The sequence below is a fragment of the Faecalibacterium prausnitzii genome (assembly GCF_003287405.1).
GTDB classification, from domain to species: domain Bacteria; phylum Bacillota; class Clostridia; order Oscillospirales; family Ruminococcaceae; genus Faecalibacterium; species Faecalibacterium intestinale.
Genome location: NZ_PRLD01000004.1, coordinates 209,303 through 224,592, shown reverse-complemented (window position 1 = coordinate 224,592; position 15,290 = coordinate 209,303). Strand labels below are relative to the sequence as shown.

The 15,290-nt window shown below is 53.0% G+C and carries 21 protein-coding genes and 1 riboswitch; of the genes, 14 read left to right on the top strand and 7 right to left on the bottom strand.

All coding sequences use genetic code 11. The features are described from left to right. Window positions 1-145 precede the first annotated feature (145 nt). The 4 genes from C4N24_RS06160 (at window position 146) to C4N24_RS06145 (ending at window position 2,567) form a co-directional block, all read left to right on the top strand. A complete protein-coding gene (locus tag C4N24_RS06160; protein ID WP_005921755.1) occupies window positions 146-478 on the top strand; it encodes a plasmid mobilization protein in 333 nt (110 codons plus the stop codon). A gap of 108 nt (window positions 479-586) precedes the next feature. Further along, window positions 587-865, top strand: coding sequence for a hypothetical protein (locus C4N24_RS06155; RefSeq protein WP_112090714.1), 279 nt, complete (start codon window positions 587-589; stop codon window positions 863-865). Between the two features lie 8 nt (window positions 866-873). Further along, entirely contained in the window at window positions 874-1,131 is a 258-nt protein-coding gene (locus tag C4N24_RS06150; protein ID WP_112090713.1) for a hypothetical protein, read from the top strand. A gap of 53 nt (window positions 1,132-1,184) precedes the next feature. Then, on the top strand, window positions 1,185-2,567 hold the full coding sequence (locus C4N24_RS06145; RefSeq protein WP_112090721.1) for a relaxase/mobilization nuclease domain-containing protein: 1,383 nt from the start codon (window positions 1,185-1,187) through the stop codon (window positions 2,565-2,567). Between the two features lie 54 nt (window positions 2,568-2,621). Here C4N24_RS06145 and C4N24_RS06140 read toward each other — a convergent pair whose 3' ends face one another. Continuing rightward, on the bottom strand, window positions 2,622-2,816 hold the full coding sequence (locus C4N24_RS06140) for a DUF3873 family protein (protein ID WP_044959886.1): 195 nt from the start codon (window positions 2,814-2,816) through the stop codon (window positions 2,622-2,624). A 232-nt stretch (window positions 2,817-3,048) separates the two neighbouring features. Here C4N24_RS06140 and C4N24_RS06135 point away from each other — a divergent pair, with 232 nt between their 5' ends. From C4N24_RS06135 to C4N24_RS06125, 3 genes are all read left to right on the top strand, one after another. Further along, entirely contained in the window at window positions 3,049-3,381 is a 333-nt protein-coding gene (locus C4N24_RS06135; protein ID WP_005921759.1) for a helix-turn-helix domain-containing protein, read from the top strand. A 111-nt stretch (window positions 3,382-3,492) separates the two neighbouring features. After that, window positions 3,493-4,005, top strand: a complete 513-nt coding sequence (locus C4N24_RS06130) for a hypothetical protein (RefSeq protein ID WP_146746794.1) — start codon at window positions 3,493-3,495, stop codon at window positions 4,003-4,005. Between the two features lie 468 nt (window positions 4,006-4,473). Then, the gene (locus tag C4N24_RS06125) at window positions 4,474-5,811 is read left to right on the top strand and encodes an FMN-binding protein (protein ID WP_112090711.1); all 1,338 of its coding nucleotides are present in this window, start codon (window positions 4,474-4,476) and stop codon (window positions 5,809-5,811) included. Window positions 5,812-5,988: 177 nt separating this feature from the next. On the opposite strand, the gene C4N24_RS06120 is transcribed toward C4N24_RS06125, so the two are convergent. Then, complete coding sequence (locus C4N24_RS06120) at window positions 5,989-6,498, bottom strand: ferritin (RefSeq protein ID WP_179859643.1); 510 nt, start codon at window positions 6,496-6,498, stop codon at window positions 5,989-5,991. Beyond that, window positions 6,488-6,649 (bottom strand): hypothetical protein, encoded by a 162-nt coding sequence (locus tag C4N24_RS15330; RefSeq protein ID WP_181573057.1) that lies wholly within the window; start codon window positions 6,647-6,649, stop codon window positions 6,488-6,490. Before C4N24_RS15330 ends, C4N24_RS06120 begins: the two co-directional genes overlap by 11 nt. Before the next feature lie 220 nt (window positions 6,650-6,869). Here C4N24_RS15330 and C4N24_RS15810 point away from each other — a divergent pair, with 220 nt between their 5' ends. The 7 genes from C4N24_RS15810 to C4N24_RS06075 all read left to right on the top strand — a co-directional run bounded on the left by C4N24_RS15810 (window position 6,870) and on the right by C4N24_RS06075 (window position 12,590). Further along, window positions 6,870-7,628, top strand: a complete 759-nt coding sequence (locus C4N24_RS15810) for a rhodanese-like domain-containing protein (protein ID WP_333530349.1) — start codon at window positions 6,870-6,872, stop codon at window positions 7,626-7,628. A gap of 373 nt (window positions 7,629-8,001) precedes the next feature. Next, window positions 8,002-8,116, top strand: a riboswitch (FMN riboswitch). Between the two features lie 151 nt (window positions 8,117-8,267). Further along, window positions 8,268-9,392 (top strand): bifunctional diaminohydroxyphosphoribosylaminopyrimidine deaminase/5-amino-6-(5-phosphoribosylamino)uracil reductase RibD, encoded by a 1,125-nt coding sequence (ribD, locus tag C4N24_RS06100; protein ID WP_112090710.1) that lies wholly within the window; start codon window positions 8,268-8,270, stop codon window positions 9,390-9,392. Continuing rightward, the gene (locus C4N24_RS06095) at window positions 9,356-9,997 is read left to right on the top strand and encodes a riboflavin synthase (RefSeq protein WP_044959548.1); all 642 of its coding nucleotides are present in this window, start codon (window positions 9,356-9,358) and stop codon (window positions 9,995-9,997) included. The genes ribD and C4N24_RS06095 overlap by 37 nt, the downstream gene beginning before the upstream one ends. Window positions 9,998-10,009: 12 nt before the next feature. Then, window positions 10,010-11,206 carry a bifunctional 3,4-dihydroxy-2-butanone-4-phosphate synthase/GTP cyclohydrolase II gene (locus C4N24_RS06090; RefSeq protein WP_097781397.1) on the top strand — a complete coding sequence of 399 codons (1,197 nt, stop codon included), beginning with the start codon at window positions 10,010-10,012 and terminating at the stop codon, window positions 11,204-11,206. Window positions 11,207-11,227: 21 nt separating this feature from the next. Continuing rightward, the gene (gene ribH / locus C4N24_RS06085; RefSeq protein ID WP_112090709.1) at window positions 11,228-11,704 is read left to right on the top strand and encodes a 6,7-dimethyl-8-ribityllumazine synthase; all 477 of its coding nucleotides are present in this window, start codon (window positions 11,228-11,230) and stop codon (window positions 11,702-11,704) included. Between the two features lie 20 nt (window positions 11,705-11,724). After that, a complete protein-coding gene (locus C4N24_RS06080) occupies window positions 11,725-12,141 on the top strand; it encodes a winged helix-turn-helix domain-containing protein (RefSeq protein ID WP_112090708.1) in 417 nt (138 codons plus the stop codon). After that, the gene (locus C4N24_RS06075) at window positions 12,138-12,590 is read left to right on the top strand and encodes a low molecular weight protein-tyrosine-phosphatase (RefSeq protein WP_112090707.1); all 453 of its coding nucleotides are present in this window, start codon (window positions 12,138-12,140) and stop codon (window positions 12,588-12,590) included. Before C4N24_RS06080 ends, C4N24_RS06075 begins: the two co-directional genes overlap by 4 nt. 61 nt (window positions 12,591-12,651) lie before the next feature. Here the strand turns inward: C4N24_RS06075 and C4N24_RS06070 are convergent, their stop codons facing one another. From C4N24_RS06070 to C4N24_RS06055, 4 genes are all read right to left on the bottom strand, one after another. Continuing rightward, on the bottom strand, window positions 12,652-12,882 hold the full coding sequence (locus C4N24_RS06070) for a 23S rRNA methyltransferase (RefSeq protein WP_112090720.1): 231 nt from the start codon (window positions 12,880-12,882) through the stop codon (window positions 12,652-12,654). A 226-nt stretch (window positions 12,883-13,108) separates the two neighbouring features. Next, window positions 13,109-14,290 (bottom strand): FprA family A-type flavoprotein, encoded by a 1,182-nt coding sequence (locus C4N24_RS06065; RefSeq protein WP_112090706.1) that lies wholly within the window; start codon window positions 14,288-14,290, stop codon window positions 13,109-13,111. A 19-nt stretch (window positions 14,291-14,309) separates the two neighbouring features. After that, window positions 14,310-15,002: a DUF2249 domain-containing protein gene (locus tag C4N24_RS06060; RefSeq protein ID WP_097771453.1), complete on the bottom strand. Its 693-nt coding sequence runs from the start codon at window positions 15,000-15,002 to the stop codon at window positions 14,310-14,312. Between the two features lie 4 nt (window positions 15,003-15,006). After that, window positions 15,007-15,264 (bottom strand): DUF2249 domain-containing protein, encoded by a 258-nt coding sequence (locus tag C4N24_RS06055; protein ID WP_097771454.1) that lies wholly within the window; start codon window positions 15,262-15,264, stop codon window positions 15,007-15,009. Between the last annotated feature and the right edge of the window lie 26 nt (window positions 15,265-15,290).

The following is a 15,290-nucleotide window of genomic DNA, read 5'->3' as shown; positions in this document are numbered from 1 at the left end:
CCTCGCAGGATGCTCCCGAAGAAACCGAGGAAACCGAAACACCTGCAACTCGTCCGTCTGTGCTGGCTGCACTGGGGGAAAAGACCAATCAGCCGGAGCCTGTCAAACCGTTCCGCAGCTATTATGATAAGGATGGTGATGCACGATGAAAGAAAAGCGGGATGAAACCATCATCCTGCGCTTGAGCAAAACAGAAAAGAACCGTATCTATGAAAAGATGCTCAGCATGGGCATCCGAAGCCTGAGTGCCTATATCCGCAAGATGGCACTGGACGGCTATTGCCTACACCTTGACTTGAAAGAACTGCAACGCATGGCATATCTCTTGCAGATGTGTAGCAACAATCTGAACCAGTACGCCAAGCGTGCCAACGAGTGCGGCAAGGTCTACGCCGCCGACATGGAAGATCTGCGGCAGCGTCTGGATGAACTGATTGACATTGGCAAGCAAATTCTTTCCAAGCTGGCAGAGCTATAAAAATTCCCGCAGTTGGAGGACTGCGGGTGTACATATAATGCTTGACATCCTTGCAACGTAGTAGTCGATACCTTTATAATAAGGGCGAACAGAAAGGAAGTGCTTGATATGATGTCTATGCTGAAGAAAATTGTTCTTTTCCCGATTTCTCTCTTTGTGGCGTTTCTGGCTCTGATGGCAAGGTGGCTGCTAATCCTGTCCAGCTATGTAGTTGCTCCGCTGATGCTCTACATCTTCGGCTGCGGCATCTACACTGCTTACCGTCAGACTTGGAATCAGTTCTTTATCTTGCTGGTAGCCGAATTCCTCTGCTTTGTCTTCTTTTTCGGCGCAACTGCCATCACCGAGGGCATCGGGCGTTTCAGTGAGTGGCTTGCAGAACTGTGAGGGATATTATGGACAAACAGAAGTTAGAGGATTATTATTTTGAGCGCAACAGCACGATCTTTTCTGAAATGCTGGACGAGGACGAAAACTATCAACGGCTGAAAAAAGCCAAAAGAGCAGCCGAGAAAGCATTGCAGAACGTCATCAGCAAAGAAGCATGGAAGCAATATCTCGCCTTAGATGAGATCGGCAACGAGCTGGAGTGCACCCGATATAAGGCAATGTATCTGGCAGGTGCTACCGATTACGAAAAATTATCCAAATGATCTCGATGCCGCCTCCGGGCGGCATTTTTTCTTTGCAATAGGGGGTGATGATGCTGGCAGCAACACGGCTGATTGCGCTGCACAAAAACAAGGGCATGACCGTTGCGGCCTGCCTGAAAAATCGCACAGACTATATTGAAAACCCGGACAAGACCGAGCAGGGACAGTTTGTCAGCAGCTATGCTTGCAGCGCCCTGACAGCAGATGAAGAATTTATGCTTACCAAGCGGCAGTATGATCTCGTAAACGGACGCAGGCAGAAAAGCGATGTGATCGCTTATCAGATACGGCAGTCCTTTCGTCCGGGGGAAATCACTGCAGAGGAAGCTAACAAGGTGGGCTACGAACTTGCCATGCGTTTTACCAAGGGCAAGTATGCGTTTGTTGTTGCCACCCATACGGACCGGCAGCACATCCACAACCATGTGATCTTTAACTCCACGGCACTGGATGGCACCAGAAAGTTCCGGGATTTTTTCTTTTCGGCGTTGGCAGTGCAGCGGTTGAGCGACCTGATTTGCTTGGAACACCAGTTGTCCGTCATTGAGAAGAAGCCCTATCGGGAACGGCAGAAGCGTGTTCTCTATCCTCCCAAGGAAAGCAACAGGGACCGCCTATGCGGAATCATCGACACAATCCTTGCAGAAAAACCGGGAGATTATGAAACGTTTCTGCAAAAGCTAGAGCAGCAGGGCTACGAGGTGAAGCGTGGCAAGTACACGGCGGTGAAGGGCAAGGGACAGAAACGCTTTATTCGGTTCCGAACTCTGGGCACCGGCTATGGCGAGGACGAAATCAAGGCGGTGCTGGAGGGAAAGGCGAAGCACCAGCCGTACCAGAAAAAGCAGGCCAAAGAGCAGCCCTTCCAGTTGCTGGTGGACATTCAGGAGAAAATGGCAGAGGGCAAAAGTGTTGGCTACAAAAAGTGGGCAACCAAATTCAACCTGAAGGAGATGTCCAAGACGCTGCTGTTTTTACAGGAGCAGAAAATTGGCAGTGCCGAGGAACTGCGAGAACGTACAGCGGCGGCAACGGAACGCTATCATGCCATGGGCGATTCCATCAAGGCAGCAGAAGCAAGGCTGACAGAGATTGCCGTGCTGAAAACCCACATCATCAACTATGCCAAGACTCGCCCGGTCCATGATGCCTACCGCAAGTCGGGGTACAGTAAAAAGTTTTTGGAAGCCCATCGGGAGGAAATCACTCTGCACAAGGCGGCGAAAGCTGCCTTTGACGAAGCCGGGCTGCAGAAGCTGCCGAAGGTCAAGGAGTTGGATGCGGAGTTTGCAGAGCTACTGACCAAGAAGAAAGCCGCTTACCCGGACTACCGCAAGGCACGGAACGAGATGCAAGAACTGGTTCGGGCACAGAAAAACGTGGAACGATTTTTTGCGGGAGAAAAGGACACCATCGAAAAAGCGCAGACCCGATAAACGAATACCGCCGAGGACTCTTCCCATTTTGGGGAGATGTCCTCGGCGGCTTTTTTAGTTTATATAGCAGCGGTCCTGTTTTATAAGCCAATCTTCACACAGCCGCTGGGCTTCGTCCTTTGTGCAGCAGGTGCAGTTGAAAAGTTTGCCACGGATGGAACAGTAAGTGTAGTGTACCTTCGGGACTCCATTAGCATCTCGAAAATCAACGCAGCGTTCCTCACCGGGCAGCAGATAGATCGTATCCACGTTCAGCAGCTCCTTTTACCTTCGTTCATGTGCCAAGGGGCACAACATTTGCTATTGTACCATGTACCGTCCCCAAAGACCATTGCTTTTTTGACCAAAGATACGCACAAAAATTTTCCACCTTGAAATTATCCGAATAGCGTTGAATAAACGCAAATGGATTGTGTATAACAAAAATTGCGACAGGTATGCTATTGGTGTGCAACAAACACAATTAGAATGTGAGGTCGCTATGAATACGCTTTTGGGTCAACGAATACGAGAGCAGCGCAAGGAAAAAGGCTGGACGATTGAACAGTTTGCAGAACGGGTCGATTTGTCAGCAAATTATGTTGGAGATTTAGAGCGCGGAGTAAAAATCCCCAAACTGGAAACCTTTATCCGAATCGTAGAGGTGTTGGACGTATCTGCTGATGTGCTAATCCGGGATTCCGTTCCATCCGCATCCCATGTGGCAGATGACGAACTGAGCAGAAAGCTGAGCCAGCTCACACCGGGGCAGAAGAAAGCTGCCATTGACATTCTGAATGCATACACCGACAACATTCCCTATATTACAAAATAACACCTATGTCAGGGAGCGCAGCAAACGTGCTGACGCTCTTTCTTTTTGCCCTCAAATAGTTTATAATCAACACTAGAAGCGTGTATCTAACGCCAATGGCAAGTATTTGAGGTGAATGACATGACAATCCTACCCAATATCGAAGAAGCAATGGAAGATGCCCGGAATGGAAAGTTGAGCCCGTATTGGCAGAATAATCTAAAACGTGAATGCCTGCATGGAGAGCTATCGGCTGAAGAGCGGCTGGCTCTTTCGGAACTGAATTGCATTTTGTCCGAGACTCCACAATGGAGTAGCGAAGAAGAACTGTGCCATGACATGGAGAATATCGGCGGCAGGGTTCGCTTCTGCCGCTTTTGGAATGAGCACTATTCCATGGTGCAGTTGACGGAAGATCGCAACGGAAAATACTCCACAGCCTACGTTCTGGATACAGAAACCACCCCGGATGTGCGTAAGGTAGCGGCATTGCAGGCACAGAAAGAACTTGCGGACCGTATGCAAGCGTGGGGTGTTTCGCTTCTGGATACGTCTGTTCCCGAACAGATGAAGTACGATTTTCTTGCAGAAGCTGCTTCTCACCTCATGCAAGTCCTCAACGACCCGGAGCATATCACCGGGTAAAAAAGCGTCCCGTAGGGATGCGCAGCCTGCATTGGAAAATGCAGATCAAAGGGGCTTGGGGCATTCCCCAACAAGCGTTTTGCAACGCAAAATAAGCAGATGTATATACGTCTGCACTGCTTGCCGGTACAATGTCATCGATGAAACAAAACTAGTTTTATCAAAGACGGTTATATGGTTGTGCCGATTTCCAAAACATAGTAATATTGAAGTACTAACTGGGGCCGAAAGTGGCAAAACTGCTTGCTTGGTTTCCATTCAGGAATTACTAACAGCGTAGACCGTCCGTTCGCTTCGTATACCGTCAGCGTCACAAATTGACACCAATTTATCATTCTTCACGAAGTATGTGCTAAAATCTCTTGACAGCACCTCGCAAAATATGTTATCTTTTGTAAACATTCTTGAAAAGATATGACCTTTTCTGTGGACCGAACATAAACCGATTTTTCTCTGGAGGAAAGACCCATGAAACAGGAGATCATCCGCAAACTGATCGCTGCCGTGGCCATGAGCCTCGTTGTTGGCGTCTCTCTGGCCGCCTGCGGCGGCGGCAGCAGCTCCACCGCCGCTGGTGTAACTAAGACCGGCTCTGCCGAAGGCTTTGGCGGTGCTGTCACCGCCACTCTGACCGTGGATGCCAACGGCACCGTTACCGACTGCAAGCTGGAAGGCGCACAGGAGACCGAGAGCATCGGCGGCGCTGCACTGGAAGAGCTGTCCAAGCAGGTCGTGGCCGCCAACGGCCCCGCCATCGACGGCGTTGCCGGTGCCACGGTGACCACCAAGGCCGTCCGGAAGGCCGTTGCCGCCGCACTGGGTGTGGAGCTGGCCGAAGAAGCCCCCGCCGACTCTGCTGCCGCAGCCCCCGCTGAGCCCGCCGCCATCGTCCCGGTGGAAGGCGGCATCCAGATCGGTCAGGCTTATGCTGCCGCCCACGGCACCAAGTGCTTCACCGAAGCGGTGGCTGTGGTGAAGGATGACGTCATCCTCGCCGCCTACCTCGACGATTTTCAGTTCACCAGCACCGATGCAGGCGTGACCGCCGTGCCCAACTCCGACTCCGACTTTGCCGCAGGCTACGCCGAGGGCAAGGTGCTGATGTCCAAGCGGACCAACGCCGATTATTACAGCAAGATGATGGCTGAAAAGGGCGGCTCCACGGTCGCTCTGGATGCAAACTTCGACGCCATCCAGAACTTTGCCGTCGGCAAGACCATCTCCGAGCTGGAGGATGTAGCCGCCAAGGGTGCCGAGGCTGTGGACGCCGTCTCCGGCGCAACGCTGGTGGATACCGCCGGTTATCTCTCTGCCATCGTGGATGCCGCCAAAAACGCCCAGACCACGCAGGCCGTGGAGTTCAACGGCAGCTCCGAGGACCTGAAGCTGAATGTGGTCTATGGGGCCGCACACGGCACCAAGTGCTTCACCTCCGGCGCTGTCGCCACTGCCGGGGACACCATCGTGCTGAGCTACATTGACGAGTTCCAGTTTGCCGGTTCGGACGCCGGGGTCGTCGGTGTGCCCAACTCCGATTCTGACTTCGGCGCAGGCTACGCCGAGGGCAAGGTGCTGATGTCCAAGCGGGTCAACGCCGATTACTACAGCAAGATGATGGCCGAAAAGGCTGGTTCCACCGTTTCGTTGGATGCCAACTACGACGCCATCCAGAACCACGTGAACGGCATGAGCATTGCCGACGCCGAGGCTCTGAGCAAAGATGAAAAGGCTGTGGACGCCGTTTCCGGTGCCACGCTGGTGGATACTGCCGGCTACGTTGGTGTGCTGGTGGATGCCGCAAAGTAAGACAAGAAAAATAACGTTCCTCTGAACACAGCAGCGCCCGCCGGGAGATCTCCCGGCGGGCGCTGCTTATTTATTATACGCAGTTAGCAAAATCTAACCGTCTGGTGGAAGAAAAGGCAGGCCACCTGTATGCAGTCTGCCTTTTGCCTGATGCGAAAGCCCGCAGACGCGCGGGGCTTACAGCACCAGCGAGGGCGCGGTGTAGACCCGTGCCTTCAGCTCGCTGTTTAGCATATACAGCCCCTTGCTGTCACCGCCGAACAGCTCCATCTTGGTAATGAGGTCGGCGGCGTTCTTCTCCTCCTCGCCCTGTTCCTTGATGAACCAGTCCAGCGTCTGCATGGTGCGGAAGTCCCTGACCTCGTGTGCGGCGGCGTAGATGGCATCGATGCTGGCGGTGACCAGCTTCTCGTGCTCCAGTGCCTTTTTCAGCGGGGTCATGTGATCGACTCGCTCCCACTCCGGCTTTGCGATAGCCTCAAAGGTGACGCCCTCGCCGTTATTCTGCAAATACTGATAAAACAGCATGGCGTGATCCCGTTCCTCCTGCGCCTGTACCCGGTACCAGTTCTCAAAGCCGTCCAGTCCGACGGCGGCGTAGTAGTTGGCAAAGTCCAGATACAGATAGGCGGAGTAGAACTCCTTATTGATCTGCTCGTTGAGCAGCTTAGATACGTTAGCATTCATAATACTTCTCCTCCATAAGATTGTCTTTTTCCTGCTCCCGGCAGGGGGACAGATATACCGTACCCAGAGCGACACTGGGATGCTCCCTTTTCATCTCCAGGAACACCTGCTCCGCCTTGGGATGCTGCTGCAGCTCCGTTACGGCGGCCAATATCTCCTCTGCGTATTTTGGAATACCGCCAACCCTCTAAATGCAAGAATGAGTCTTATTATTTTGCTTTTATTATACCTATATTTTTTTCTCTGTCAACAACCACAAAGGGCTTGTGCTCCAAAAGCTGCCTCGAAGTACCTTAACAGTTTTAACTGTATCTGTTATATTTCAATATAAACTGTATCAGCAGTAAACACAGTTGCATTGGAGGTTGATTATGCGTCAGATATTGCTTTTCGCGGCACTTGCCGCCGTGCTTGCACTGCTTCTGGTGAGCTGCGGGGGAACCAAGGACAAGCCGGTGCCGACAGAGGAGGACGCTCCCGGCAAGGCGGCGTATCATAAGATCAGCGCCGAGGAAGCCTATGAGATGATGATCTCGCAGGAGATCGTGGTGGTGGATGTCCGCACCCGGGAGGAATACGATGGCGGGCATATTGAAAACGCCGTCCTTGTGCCCAACGAGAGCATCGGGAGCGAAATGCCCGAGACGCTGCCCGATAAGGAGGCGACGCTGCTGATCTACTGCCGCAGCGGCCGCCGCAGCAAGGATGCTGCACAAAAGCTGCTGGCGCTGGGGTATCAGAGCGTCTGCGACTTCGACACGATCCTGATTGTCCAAACTCAATTCAAGGTCATGGTCGATGATGGGCAGCTTGAACCAGACGGACTTCAGCCACTGTCCATTAGGCTGGCGTTCCGGGCAGATCTGCACCTCGTCGATCAAAATTTCCACCAGTCTGCGGCGTTCCGCCTCGGTCATGGTGGCATAAAACTTGTCAAAGCAAATCAGGATCTTATAGATGTTGTCGCCTGTGATTTTGTCGGCTTCAATGGCCTGCTTCTTTGCCCGGGCATCCATCAGTCCATTTTCCACCTCTTCGATTTTATCGTACATCTTATAAAGGCGGTCGTCCGGGTCAAGGCTGTCGATCTCCTCCATAAGCCGGGATTTTGTGGAGTAGTGCTGCCGTAGCTGCTTCTCATAGGCGGCGATCTCCTGCTCAATGGCAGTGGTATCTACCTTCATGTGTAGACCTTGGTCTTTTCTGCTGCCATTTCCAGCACCTCCCATTCGTACCGTCTTGTTCGGAATAGACTTTGCAAGCAAAGTCGTGTGCCAAAGGGCGCTGCTCTCGCCTGTCGGCTCGGTCAAGCGCTTCAAAATGCAACGCATTTTGAGGTCGCCACTGGCGACCCGCGCCCCTTTGGATTCTCCGTTCACATTGTCCTACGGACGATGTGATTTTATTGTTGTAGCGATTCGCTTCATCCCGGTTTCGTCCCGGTTTGCAGAATGCCCTTGCAATCCGAAAGGAGCCGTGCTATAATGCCGCTGTAATTGAATCAGAAATCTTCAGGGCAGGGTGCGATTCCCTACCGGTGGTACAGCCCACGAGCCGTAAGGCATGATTCGGTGAAACTCCGAAGCCGACAGTACAGTCTGGATGAAAGAAGATACCAAGCGCAGAGTCCGCACGGTTCTGCGCTTGTGGAGGCTGCTCTGGGATGCGTTTGCATTCTGGAGCTTTCTTTTTTGCACAAGGGTCCCTTGTGTCTTTTCGGCTTGCCCTGAACGTTTTTGTTCAGGGCTTTTTCTTTTGGAGGCGACACGATGAACGACAAAGACTATATGCGTCTGGCTTTGCAGCTTGCAAAAAAGGGTTGCGGATGGACATCGCCCAACCCGATGGTGGGTGCCGTGGTCGTAAAAGAGGGCAGGATCATCGGACAGGGCTGGCACCAGAGATACGGTCAGGCTCATGCGGAGCGCAATGCGCTGGCATCCTGCACTGAAGATCCGCAGGGAGCGACCCTGTATGTGACATTGGAGCCGTGCTGCCATTACGGAAAGCAGCCGCCCTGCGTGGATGCGATTCTGGACGCGGGCATTCACCGGGTGGTCGTGGGTTCTGCTGACCCGAATCCGCTGGTGGCTGGAAAAGGAATTGCAATCCTGCGCGCACACGGCATAGATGTGACCGAAAATGTTCTGCAAGAGGAATGCGATGCGCTGAACAAGGTGTTCTTCCACTATATCACCACAAAACGCCCCTTCGTTTCCATGAAATACGCCATGACGATGGACGGAAAAATCGCCACATACACAGGCGCTTCCAAATGGATCACCGGGGAAATTGCCCGGAATCATGTTCAACGGCAGCGACACCGATTCCGCGGCATTATGGTGGGAGTCGGAACCATCCTAGCAGATGACCCGCTGCTGACCTGCCGGATAGAGGGTAGCCGTGATCCCGTCCGGATCATCTGTGATACACATTTGCGGACACCGCTGCAATCACAGGTGGTCACGACCGCCAAACAGGTTCCGACCATTCTTGCGACCTGCTGCGGCGACCCGGAGAAGCAGGCGGCATATCAACAGGCCGGGTGCCGGGTCCTTTGTCTGGAAGCGCATTGCGGTCATGTGAATCTTCTGCAACTGATGGAACAGCTGGGGCAGGAGCAGATCGACAGCATTCTGCTGGAAGGCGGCGGAACCTTGAACTGGTCTGCACTGGAAAGCGGCATCGTGCAGCAGGTACAGGCTTACATTGCCCCGAAGCTGTTCGGAGGAAGGGATGCCAAAGCACCCATTGAGGGTGCGGGTGTCCCGTTTCCGGATGCTGCATTCCGCCTGAAGAACAGCCGATTGGAACAGCTTGGCAAAGATTTTCTGATCGAAAGTGAGGTGGAGTACCCGTGTTTACCGGAATCGTGGAAGAAGTCGGAACAATAAAATCCATCAATCGGGGACAGCATTCCGCCGTACTGACTGTTCGTGCAAAAACGGTTCTGGAAGGAACCAGGATCGGCGACAGCATCGCCGTCAACGGCATCTGTCTGACCGTCAGGCAGCTCTTCCCGGATAGCTTTGCTGCGGATGTCATGCACGAGACCTTGAACCGCTCTGCGCTTGCACAGCTCACCGTTGGAAGTGCTGTCAATCTGGAACGTGCCATGCCGGCCAACGGACGTTTTGGCGGACACATCGTAGCAGGCCATGTGGATGGCGTCGGACGCATTGCTAATATCCGAAAAGACGATACGGCTATCTGGTACACTATTCATGCAGATCCTGCGATCCTTCGCTATGTCGTTGAAAAAGGCTCTATCACAATAGACGGTATCAGCCTGACCGTGGCTGCGGTGGAACCTACGGGCTTTTCCGTGTCCACGATACCGCACACCGTCCGTCAGACGAACCTGAATCAACGGCACAAAGGGGATTTTGTCAATTTGGAAACCGATGTTGTTGGAAAATATATCGAGAGGCTGCTTCCATCAGAAACACCGAAGCAAAACACGCTCACAAAAGAAATGCTGCTGCGCTGCGGCTTTTAAGGAGAGTTTACGATGAACTTCAATACCATTCCCGAAGCTTTGCAAGACCTGAAGCAAGGAAAAATCATTCTGGTAACGGATGACCCCGACCGTGAAAACGAGGGGGACTTCATCTGTGCTGCCGAATTTGCCACCACCGAAAACGTCAACTTTATGGCGACCCACGGCAAAGGTCTGATCTGTATGCCGATGTCCGAGGCTTTCGTCCAGAAGCTGCAATTCCCGCAGATGGTGCAGCATAACACCGACAACCATGAAACGGCATTTACGGTGTCCATCGACCACGTTTCTACTTCTACGGGCATTTCTGCCGCAGAGCGTTCCATTACGGCGATGGCTTGTGTGGACGATCACGCAAAAGCAGAAGATTTCCGCAGACCGGGTCATATGTTCCCCCTTCTGGCAAAAAAGAACGGTGTGTTGGAGCGCAACGGTCACACGGAAGCAACCGTTGACCTGTGCCGTCTGGCAGGGCTGAAAGAATGCGGCCTGTGCTGCGAGATCATGCGGGAGGATGGCACGATGATGCGCACCGCTGAACTGGCAAAGCTGGCAGAGCGTTTCCAGATCAAATTCATCACCATCCGTGATTTACAGGAGTACCGCAAGTGTCACGATAAACTGGTCGATCAGGTGACGGCAGTGAACCTTCCCACCAAGTATGGCACCTTCAGAGCGTATGGTTTTGTGAGCCGCCTGAACGGAGAGCATCACATTGCACTGGTAAAAGGTGACATTGGCGATGGAAAGGATATTCTGTGCCGCGTCCACTCGGAATGCCTGACAGGAGATACATTTGGCTCTTTGCGTTGTGACTGCGGCCAACAGCTGGCCGCTGCCATGACGCAGATCGAAAAAGAAGACCGGGGTATCCTGCTCTATATGCGGCAGGAAGGCCGGGGCATCGGTCTGATCAACAAGCTGCGTGCCTATGAACTTCAGGAGCAGGGCATGGATACGCTGGAAGCCAATCTCGCTCTGGGGTTCCATGGAGATGAACGGGAGTATTATCTCGGCGCACAGATCCTCCGGGAACTTGGCGTAAAAAGCCTGCGCCTGCTTACCAATAACCCGGACAAAGTATATCAGCTCTCCGAGTTTGGGCTGGAGATCTCCGAGCGCGTACCCATTCAGATGACGGCGACCCCGTATGACCTGTTTTACCTGAAAACGAAGCAGGCACGGATGGGACATCTTCTGGAATATTAACAACGAAAGAGGTATTTAAAAATGAAAACATTTGAAGGTAAGCTGGTTTCTCAGAACGTCAAGGTCGGTATCGTAGCTGCCCGATTCAACGAATTTATCACGTCCAAACTTCTGAGCGGAGCAATGGATGGTCTGCTCCGGCACGATGTGCAGGACGCTGATATTCATGTTGCATGGGTTCCGGGTGCTTTTGAGATCCCACTGGTTGCCTCTAAAATGGCAAAAAGCGGAAAGTATGATGCTGTGATCTGCCTTGGTGCCGTGATTCGCGGTTCTACCAGCCATTACGACTATGTGTGCAATGAGGTTTCCAAAGGCATTGCCACGGTCTCGCTGGAAAGCGGGGTTCCCGTCCTCTTTGGTGTTCTGACCACCGAAAACATCGAGCAGGCCATCGAGAGGGCAGGCACCAAAGCAGGTAATAAAGGCTATGACTGCGCAGTCAGTGCCATCGAGATGGTAAACCTGCTCCGGGAAATGGATACCGCCGCAGAGTAAAATACACGCAGGAGTTTGCCATGATCGTTATAAAAACCCGACAGCCTGACCCGGAATTGGAGCAGAAGATCCGGATGCTTCTGGAACGAGAGCACATCGAGGCAGAGCAAATATCCATTGATTCATGGGAGAAGTTGGTTCTTCCGGGGCTTACACTGGATGGAATGACCCACGAAGTGTCGTGCAAAGGCAGAAAAGTCTCCCTTACACGACTGGAGTTCGATTTGCTGCTGATGCTTGCCTCCCACGAAGGACAAATCTTCTCAAAAGAAGAGCTTTTCCGTGCTGTGTGGGGACAAAACTGTGACGACACCTTAAAGGTCGTGGCAAATACCGTTTCCAATCTGCGAAAGAAGCTGGCCGGCTGCGGCAGCTTTATCCGCACTACCCACGGCGGCTATACTTTTGTAAGCCAAAAGGAGAACGACCCGGCATGACCAGAATCTTATTTATTTGTCTCGGAAATATCTGCCGAAGCCCAATGGCAGAGTATGTGATGAAAGACCTTGTGTCTAGGGCAGGACTTTCCGAGCAATTTGAAATTGCATCAGCCGCCACCAGTGCATGGGAAATCGGAAATCCGGTCTATCCTCCTGCACGGCAGAAGCTGGCAGAACATGGCATCGACTGCAACGGCAAGACCGCCCGGCAGATGACCCGGCTGGATTATGCACGGTATGATCATCTGATTGGCATGGACGAAAGTAATCTGTGCGACATCCTGCGGCTTGTCGGCGGAGACCCACAGCATAAAGTCTCGCTGCTGATGGCGCATACGGATCATCCCCGTGAAGTGGCAGACCCATGGTTCACAGGAGATTTTGAAGCCACATGGCAGGATATACTGGAAGGATGCACGGCATTGCTTGAGGAACTGCGATCATAACAGATTATCATAAAAATGGACGATGTCTGCCAGTTGACAGACATCCGTCTATTTTTTTATTTCAAATCATCTTAAAATACTTCAGTGCCTCCCGGATGGCTTTTTCCTTCTCCGGCGGGCACTTAAGCTGCTTGGGGTTCTCAGCCTTAGGCTTGTTGTAGTTCTGCCGCTCCTTGATGCCGCACTTGCGCTTGACCTGTGCAATATAGAGGTTGCTCACGTTCAGACCGGTGTGCTCCTTGACGTACTCCCGGATCTCTTCATATGGAGCAGATCTATGATACGCTTCCATGTAGCACACTTCGTGTCTCTTTAGAAACCGAGGGTAACGGTCAAAGCCATCCGTTTGCACCATGGTCAAAATGCAAAAAGCGCAGCCGCAGATATTCTCTACGGCTGCGCTTCGATCCATTTTCAAAGCTTCGGCATCACTCAACGCCATATTGTTGTCTAAATAAATCAGCGACGATGTTTTGCTTTTGAGGCATCGGGCGGCCGGACGAAGCCAGACTCGCCGCCTACTCCGCGCAGAGCTCCGCCACCAGAGCGTCCATCTGCGCTTCGCTGGTTTGGTTCAATGCACCACGCAGAGACACTACCGTTTCGTAAAGGTAGATATCCTTCATCTCCTCCAATTTGGTGCGCATCAGCCGAGCGGCAGCAGGGGCCCAAGAGCCGTTTTCAATAAGGCCGATCCGGCGGTTTCGGAATCCCTTTGTCTGTAAATGATCCAAAAACTCCTTCATGGGCGGAAACAGTCCTCCGTCATAGGTGGCGCAGGCCAACACCAGTTTCCCACAGTAGAATGCGCTGGTCACGGCATAGGAAAGGTCTGTTGCCGTCAGATCGCACATGGTGACTTGCGCACCTTTTCCCTCCAGCTTGCTCTTGAGGGCCTCCGATGCGTATGCGGTATTTCCATGGATGGACGCGTGGACGATCAGGATGCCCTCCGGTTCTTCCGGTTTCCATTGTGACCAGAGATCATAGAGCCGCAGATACTTCCCCAAGTCTTCTGTGAGCATGGGGCCATGGAGCGGGCAGATCGTTTTGATCTCCAGCGCGGAGATTTTTTTCAGCAGCGCCTGCACCTGTGCGCCATACTTTCCGACGATGTTGTAATAATACCGCCGGGCCTGCGGCGCCCAGGGGGCACGGGCAGTCCGTTCCAGTGAACCGAAGCGGCCGAAGGCATCCGCCGAGAACAGGATCTTTTCCTCCTCTTCATACGCTGCCATCACCTCCGGCCAGTGTACCATCGGCGCCAGCAGAAAGCGCAGCCGGTGCAAACCCAAGGAAAGCGTATCTCTTTCACCAACCTCCAGCATACGGTCTTCCGACAATGCACCTGTGCCGAAGAACTGCTTGAGCAGGGTAAATGTTTTCGCGTTTCCCACGATCTTCATCTCCGGGTACTTTTGTGCCAGCTGCATGAGGCTGCCGGAATGATCCGGCTCCATATGTGTGACCACAAGATAGTCGGGGTTGCGCCCCTCCAACACCTGCGCTACATTGGAAAGCCATTCCTCCGCCGCCCGTGCGTCCACGCTGTCCATCACGGCGATTTTCTCGTCCAGAATGACATAGGAGTTGTAGCTCACTCCCATAGGCTGGACGGGGTACTGGTTTTCAAAGAGTGCCAATGTGTTATCATCCACCCCTACATAGCGGATGGCATCTGTTACCGTTTGAATGGTCATAATACAAAACAACTCCTTATCATCTGTTCAAGACCTGCATCTCTGGGTTCTTCTCCCCGAATTTCTCGCGCAGCGCGCTGCAGATATCCTCCCGGGACTTGCCCTGCTTCTCACCGTTTTTAATGAGCTTGTACGCCTGAAACAGCGCCGAGGGGCCGATCTCGCTGCTGAAAAAGCCGATGCCCTGATTCCATGCCAGCAGTTCGAACACGTCGTCCAACGCGGCGCTCTCCACACCGTGGATATATGCCTTTACCAGCTCCCGCGCCGCCTGCCTCATCCGGCCCGCACCGACAGCGTTGGTCAGGGACAGCAGCAGCCGCGTTTCGTAGGGCAGTACGCGCTTCTCGCTCTGCCATGTGGTCTCCCAAAAATCCACGGCGATCTGCCCCAGCTTTTCATCGATCATGGGATAGTTCAAAAGAGCCAGCGGCTTGAAGGGAGCGGAGCTGTCGCCTTCCTTCTTCTCCACACGGCAGAACCAGACATGGAACTCCGCCTCACTCCGCCGCTCGGTGTGGTGCTCGTAGCCCAAGCCCTCCATGACAGCGTACAGTGGATGCGGCTCAAAGGTCTGGATGATGTGTAATCCTTCGCCCACCTCCAACGCCTCGGCTCTTTTCTTCAGCCCTTCAAAGAAGCTGCCCTGTATATGGCGCACATCCACGGTCTGAAACCCCTGCGCCTTATTCTTCCAGTTTTCGTAGCTCATGCGGTTATTCTCCTTTCTTCACTCGATAAAACCAGATGTGATATTCGCTGCCGCTTACCTTCTCCGTGTGATGCTCAAAGCCCATAAGAGCCAGCACCGGGTACAGGGGGACAGGCTCGAAGGTCTGGATGATATGCAGTCCTTCGCCGTTTTTCAGCGCGGCAGCCTTCGCCTTCAATGCGGGGAAGAAGTCCATCTTTTTGCCCCGCACGTCCATCACTTCAAATGTGCCGATTTTGTCCTTCCAGTTTTCATAACTCATAGTCTTTGCCTCTCTTGCAGAAAGCT